Here is a 6,367-nt window from a genome sequence, read left to right as displayed (position 1 = left end):
TGCCGCCAAGCTCGACGTGATGGTCATACAACGGCGTGCGCTTCGGTGTGGTCATGATCCGGTCAACTTCCGATTATCCAAAGGTCAAAATGCATAACCGTCAGTCTGCCCCAAGCCGCATAGAATGCAATGATTCCACCCGGTTTCTAGTGAAACACCGATCCGAAGAAGAGGCGGTATACAGACGCATGCATCACGAATGTTCCTATAGGAAACTTTTTTCCGTTAGGCAACAACCCTCGTTTCCATCGCGTGAAATCCCCGGCGCCCGGCCGGGTGCCGGGGGGGAGGATTTCACCGCCGATGCACCACCTTCTTCGGGATTTTTCGTTGCAAAGTGGCGTTTAGACAGAGAGGGACCGTACGGCACGCATCAGAACTTCGAGCCCCGCAATCAAATCGACCTCTGCCGTATCTTCTGCAAAATCATGGCTGATTCCGTCGATCGAGGGCGTGAACAGCATCGCGACCGGCATCAGGCGAGACACGTTGGTGGCATCGTGCAAGGCCCCCGAGGGCATTCTGCGCCACCGACCCGGCGCGACCTGTTCCGCACCGCGTTCAAGAGCGCGGCGCAAGGTCGGATCCATGGCAACGGGATCCAGCCCCAGCATGGGGCCGTAATCCAAGCTCATCCCCAGTTGCTCAGCGGTTTCTTGTGCTGTCGCCCGAATGATCTCCTCCATCCGGGCCAAACGGTCTGCATCAGCATCGCGCCATTGCATCGAGAACCGAACCCGTCCCGGCACGATGGACGAAGCGTTTGGATGCAGGTTGACCCGCCCGATGGTCCAGACCGTCTGCGGCGTGACGACATTGCGAAACCTCTCATTGAGCCGGGTGTTGAACAGGGACAGGGCCTGAAATGCGTCGCGGCGCAGGTGCATGGGGGTGGTGCCGGCGTGGTTCTGCTGACCTTCGAAGGTGATCGACATATCGCGGATGCCAACGATATCCGTGACAACTCCGATCTGATCTCCGGACGCGTCCAGAGAGGGGCCCTGTTCGATATGCATCTCTATGAAGCCATCGAAACGGGACGGGTCCACGAAGCCCTGGGACAAGTCTGCCATGGAGGATCGGGCCTGGCCAAAGCTGACGCCCGCCCCATCGGTCAACACATCAGCTTTTTCCAGAGACAACCCGCCTGACCAGACAGCAGAACCTGTGGTCACGCCAAAACGCCCCTCTTCGTCCTCAAAGCTGACAACTGAAATGGGACGGTCGACGGAACGTGCGACTTCCAGCGCGGCAATGACGCCCAGGGCGCCGTCCAGCCAGCCGCCTTCGGGCTGACTGTCGGAATGTGATCCCATCAGCAGCGAAGGGCCGGACGCCAATCCGAACAGGTTTCCCACCGGGTCAAACTGTGGGGTCAGGCCCGCTTCGCGCATACGTCCGGCAAGCCACTGGCGCGCAGCGATATCCGCGTCGGAATAGGCAGGGCGGACAACCCCTTTGCCCACTCCCGAGGCACCGAATTCACGCAACTTATGCAGGTCGGTCAGAAAACGCGTGTGATCGACGGTCATGAACCCCTCCGAAGGTTTGTTCGGGGCAAACCATAGCCAGAAACAGTAAAGGAGCGAGGTTTTTTTCGACAGGCGTGAAACCCCTCTGGCACCAGAGGGGAACCTGCCCTAAGACTTCGGCGCAAGAGGGACCGACATGTCACATATCACATTGGTGCGTCACGGGCAGGCAAACACAACGGCACGGGACGAGGCAAGCTATGACAGGCTCAGCGACTTGGGGCATCAGCAGGCGCGCTGGCTGGGGGCGCATCTGCGTGACACCCGCAGCCACTATGCCCGGGTCTATTGCGGCACCCTGACCCGTCACGCCGAGACGGCGGACAGCATGGGATTGCACGAGCCAATCCGTGACGCGCGACTGAACGAGATCGAGTATTTCACGCTGGCGCAACTGTTCGAGGACCAACACGGCGTCGCGATCCCCACCGACCGCGAAGGTTTCGTCGAACACCTGCCCAGAACATTTGCGGCCTGGGCCAATGGCGAAATCAAGAACCCGCCGGAAACCTTCGAAGAATTCGAGACGCGCGTGCGCGACGCGCTGCACGAGATCGGGACCGAGGGCGGACCGGCCATCGTCGTGACCTCGGGCGGGTTGATTTCGATGGTGGTGCGGCAGGCGATGGGGTTGGATATCCCGTCAATGGCACGGGTGGCCCTTGCCATCATGAACACGTCGATACATCGTCTGCATCCGATTGGCGCTCAGCTGAGCCCGGTTCTTTTCAATGCCGTTCCGCATCTGGAAGCCCCTGATCGGCAGTTCGCGCAGACCCACCTGTAACCAGATCGGAGACGCCTGATGCAGCTCTACTATGCACCCCGAACCATCTCGGTCGCTGTCGCGATCGCACTGGAAGAGACCGGGCTGAAATACGAAGCGGTCAAGCTCGACTTCGCCGGGGGCGAACAGACGAAACCAGCTTACAAGCAAATAAACCCCAAAGGCCGCGTTCCGGCGCTGGTGATGGATGGCGGCATCCTGACTGAAACCGGAGCCCTGCTGGAATTCGTTGCAGCCAAGGCCCCCGAGACCGGGCTGGTGCCGGCTGATCCGGTGATGGCTGCCCGGATGCGCGAAGTGATGTTCTACCTTGCCTCGACCATGCATGTGAACCACGCGCACAAGATGCGCGGGCACCGCTGGGCCGACAAGAAATCCAGCTGGAACGACATGAAAGACAAGGTCGCGCAGACGATGACCGCGTCCTGCGAATATATCTCGTCGAACGGCCTGCGTGGTCCATTTGTGCTGGGCGAGGCGTTCTCTCTGGCCGATGCCTATCTGTATGTGGTGTGCAGCTGGCTGGAAGGCGATGGCGTGGACGTTTCGGCCTTTCCCAAAATCGTCGCCTTCCGTGAGGCGATGGAGGCACGCCCTTCGGTTCAGGCAGTGCGTGCTGCCGGAATGCTCTGACAAAAGGAAATATGATGACACATCTCTGGGTCCGGGCAGAACAGCGCCCGAACGAAGAACGGGTTGGGCTGACACCGGAAGGTGCCGCAGCGCTGATCGCGGCCGGCATCCGCGTGACGGTCGAGGAAAGCCATGCCCGAGCCATTCCACTGGACGGCTACAAGGAAGCAGGCTGCGAGATCGCGCCCGAGAATTCCTGGCCCGAGGCCCCGCTGGACGCGATCATCTTCGGCCTCAAGGAACTGCCCGAAGACGGTACACCCTTGCCCCACCGCCACATCATGTTCGGCCATGCCTTCAAGGGCCAGTATTCGGGCCGGGCTCTGCTGGAACGGTTCAAGGCGGGCGGCGGCACGCTTTATGATCTGGAATACCTCGTGGATGAGGATGGTCGCCGGGTCGCCGCATTCGGCTATTGGGCAGGCTACGCGGGCGCGGCAGTAACGCTCAAGACCTGGGCGGCGCAGCAACGGGGCGGGATCTGCGGCCCCGTCGGCGTCTATCCCGGCAAGGACGCGCTGAACGCCGAACTTCTGGCAGAATTGGACGCCACCGGCGCGCCCCGCCCCCGCGCAATCGTCATCGGAGCTTTGGGCCGTGTAGGCACCGGCGCCGCAGACCTATGTGAGGCGATGGGCGTCGCGGTCACCAAGTGGGACATGGCCGAAACCGCCCGCGGTGGGCCTTTCCCGGAAATCCTCGACCATGATCTGTTCCTGAACTGCATCTTCGCGCGCCCCGGAACGCCTGTCTTCGTCCCGCGCGAGGCATTGACCGCCCCGCGCAAGCTGACCGCCATCGGTGACGTGGCCTGCGACCCTGACAGCGACTACAACCCGGTGCCCGTCTATGACCGCGCCACCACGTGGCAAGAACCCGCCCTGCGCGTGGCCACCGACCCGGTGATGGACGTGATGGCGATCGACAACCTGCCGTCGATGCTGCCGGTCGAAAGCTCGGAAGACTATGCCGCGCAACTGCTGCCGTCCTTGCTGACCCTGACCGATCTGGACAGCGGTGTCTGGGGTCGGGCAGAAGCAACTTACAAAACGCATATTGAAGGACTCTGAACGATGACCATTCATTGGTGTGGCACCGGCCTCTCAGCCATTCCCGGCCTGCGTCGCCTGATCGAAGGCGGCCACAAAGTCACCGTGTGGAACCGGACCGTCGACAAGGCCAGGGCCGAGGTCGGAGACCTGACCGACGACATCCGCGCCTTCGACATCGACGCGCTTGGCGTCGTACTGGAGAAGGGCGATGTAATCGTCTCGATGCTGCCTGGTGACTGGCATGTGCCGCTTGCGGAACTGGCGATTTCGAAAGGGGCCAATTTCGTCTCGTCTTCGTATATCGCGCCCGAGATGCGCGCGCTGGATGACAAGGCGCGCGAGGCCGGTGTCGCACTGGTCAACGAGGTCGGGCTGGACCCGGGCATCGATCACCTGATGGCACATGCCCTGATCGACGACTACCGCGGCTCCGATGCGTTCGACCCGGAAAACCACCTGAGCTTCATTTCCTATTGCGGCGGCATTCCCAAGAACCCCAACCCGTTCCGCTATAAATTCAGCTGGTCGCCGCTGGGCGTGTTGAAAGCGCTGCGGTCGCCGTCGAAATCGATCCGCGATTACGCGCCGCTGGACGTTGCCCGCCCCTGGGATGCGATCAGCAGCTACATCGCCCCGCTGCCGACACCGGAAAGCTTCGAGGTCTACCCGAACCGCGATTCGATCCCCTTCATGGCGCAGTACCATTTCGAGGACCACTGGCCGGTCAAGGAATTCGTCCGCGGCACCTTGCGTCTGAACGGCTGGGCCGACGCGTGGTCGGATGTGTTCACCGAGATCGAAACCCTGTCCGGCCCGGAAGGGGATGCGCGTCTGAAAGAGATGTCGGACCAGTTCTGGGAGGAAAACGCCTATGACGAAGGCGAGCCTGATCGTGTTGTGTTGTGCGTGGGATTGAAGGCCGAGAAAGACGGCATCGAAGTCTGGCACAAGACCTATGTCATGGACGCCTGGGGCGACGAGCGCGGCACGGCAATGGCGCGTCTGGTGTCGATTCCGGTCTCACTTGCCGTCGAGGCCGTATTGAACCGCGCCATCCCGGCCGGTGTTCACGCGGCCCCCAGCGATCCCAAGCTGGTGCAGGGATGGATGGGTGAAATCGACAAGCTGGCCCAGCATCTGCAAATCGTCGATCACACGGCCTGAATGAAAAAAGCCATTCCAGATCGTCTGGAATGGCTTTCATTTTTGTACTTTACGCATATTGTCCTCGTTCGGGTTTCCCTCACCCGGCCTTCAGATATACCGCTGGATGGTATCTTCGATATCACTGCGGTTGATGCCCAGCTCGGACAACTGATGATCGGTCAAAGCATTCAGATGCTGGGCTGCGCGGACAATATCAGGGCTGATCGAACGGATCCGCATGGCACGATCGAACAGCAAAAGCGCACTGGCGGCCGGAGCCGGTTGATTGGTGGGCGGTATGACGTCGAACATTCTGGTAACCTCGCTGACAGGCTTTTGGGGATTGTCTCAGTTCACGCTGAATGCTTGATCACTGCCGGTATGGCTTGTTGTGATACACACTTTCATATGCGCGTCTTTTGATCTGATCCCGCTGGATGCCGATGTCGGCCAGTTGCACGTCATCAAGCTTTTCCAGATCCCGCACGGTTTTCGAAAAAATCCGGCGGCGGAAATGCTCGACCTTTGCTTCTGCATAGTTTGAAAACAGACCGTCAAGCAGGCCACCCCGGCCTTCGAATGTTTGTGTATGTGACATGTCTTTCTCCTCCTGAACTCAATGTCTTTGTCTTCCTGACATCAGATTTGGGAAGGCTGCCTTAACGTTGCCAAACCGGTTCATTAAGGTTTGTTAAGACTGTATTGGAGGGAAAGTTTGGGCTGGACCGGCGCGTTGATTACAGTCTTCGATCCAGGCCCGCGACATGTCCTTTCAGTGGCGGATCAAGATAACGCGAATATCGATCCGTCGCAGAAACCGCCCCTTTGCAGGCAAGTCACATCAGATCGTTTTCGACGTCCTCGGCTGATATCCCCAGTGCATCCAGACCGTTCTCGAGGTGGTCTGACATGTGCGGAGTGCCGATCAGATAGTCAGCGCAGGGGGTCGAGGCCTCGGCCTTGGCAGTGGCAATCGCTTCGGCCAGATCCTCGGGGAAAAAGCTTTCGCGGCCGATCCACATGATGGCAACCAGTTCGGCTTGCTCGTCTTCGCTCATACGTTCGATGAAGGCGCGCATTTCACCTTCTGCCCGGTTCAGCTCGCGCCCCATCATGGCAATCTGAGCGACCTTTCTTGCCGATATTTCCAACATGCATCAGCTCCTCGTGTTCGCGGTTGTCGTGCCATCACAATCACCGAACAAGGGCCGAGTCTT

General features: G+C 60.0%; 8 protein-coding genes. 4 read left to right on the top strand and 4 right to left on the bottom strand.

Going from position 1 to position 6,367, the window contains the following annotated elements:
* Window positions 1–344: 344 nt before the first annotated feature.
* On the bottom strand, window positions 345–1,532 hold the full coding sequence (locus tag GOW09_RS08205; RefSeq protein ID WP_171117248.1) for a Zn-dependent hydrolase: 1,188 nt from the start codon (window positions 1,530–1,532) through the stop codon (window positions 345–347).
* Window positions 1,533–1,668: 136 nt separating this feature from the next.
* Here GOW09_RS08205 and GOW09_RS08200 point away from each other — a divergent pair, with 136 nt between their 5' ends.
* The 4 genes from GOW09_RS08200 to GOW09_RS08185 are packed head-to-tail and all read left to right on the top strand — an operon-like array spanning window position 1,669 to window position 5,168.
* Complete coding sequence (locus GOW09_RS08200; RefSeq protein ID WP_171117246.1) at window positions 1,669–2,319, top strand: histidine phosphatase family protein; 651 nt, start codon at window positions 1,669–1,671, stop codon at window positions 2,317–2,319.
* A gap of 18 nt (window positions 2,320–2,337) precedes the next feature.
* The gene (locus tag GOW09_RS08195) at window positions 2,338–2,952 is read left to right on the top strand and encodes a glutathione S-transferase family protein (RefSeq protein ID WP_171117244.1); all 615 of its coding nucleotides are present in this window, start codon (window positions 2,338–2,340) and stop codon (window positions 2,950–2,952) included.
* A 14-nt stretch (window positions 2,953–2,966) separates the two neighbouring features.
* The gene (locus tag GOW09_RS08190; RefSeq protein ID WP_171117242.1) at window positions 2,967–4,022 is read left to right on the top strand and encodes a saccharopine dehydrogenase; all 1,056 of its coding nucleotides are present in this window, start codon (window positions 2,967–2,969) and stop codon (window positions 4,020–4,022) included.
* Between the two features lie 3 nt (window positions 4,023–4,025).
* On the top strand, window positions 4,026–5,168 hold the full coding sequence (locus GOW09_RS08185; RefSeq protein ID WP_171117240.1) for a saccharopine dehydrogenase family protein: 1,143 nt from the start codon (window positions 4,026–4,028) through the stop codon (window positions 5,166–5,168).
* 90 nt (window positions 5,169–5,258) lie between these two features.
* Here GOW09_RS08185 and GOW09_RS08180 read toward each other — a convergent pair whose 3' ends face one another.
* The 3 genes from GOW09_RS08180 to GOW09_RS08170 form a co-directional block, all read right to left on the bottom strand.
* Window positions 5,259–5,462, bottom strand: a complete 204-nt coding sequence (locus GOW09_RS08180) for a DUF1127 domain-containing protein (protein ID WP_171117238.1) — start codon at window positions 5,460–5,462, stop codon at window positions 5,259–5,261.
* A 58-nt stretch (window positions 5,463–5,520) separates the two neighbouring features.
* Window positions 5,521–5,748 (bottom strand): DUF1127 domain-containing protein, encoded by a 228-nt coding sequence (locus GOW09_RS08175; RefSeq protein ID WP_152459348.1) that lies wholly within the window; start codon window positions 5,746–5,748, stop codon window positions 5,521–5,523.
* A 238-nt stretch (window positions 5,749–5,986) separates the two neighbouring features.
* The gene (locus GOW09_RS08170) at window positions 5,987–6,304 is read right to left on the bottom strand and encodes a DUF3775 domain-containing protein (protein WP_152459349.1); all 318 of its coding nucleotides are present in this window, start codon (window positions 6,302–6,304) and stop codon (window positions 5,987–5,989) included.
* Between the last annotated feature and the right edge of the window lie 63 nt (window positions 6,305–6,367).

Origin of the sequence: Ruegeria sp. HKCCA5463 (assembly GCF_013034175.1) — a bacterium.
Classification (GTDB): domain Bacteria; phylum Pseudomonadota; class Alphaproteobacteria; order Rhodobacterales; family Rhodobacteraceae; genus Ruegeria.
This window is presented reverse-complemented; position numbering and strand designations above follow the sequence as displayed.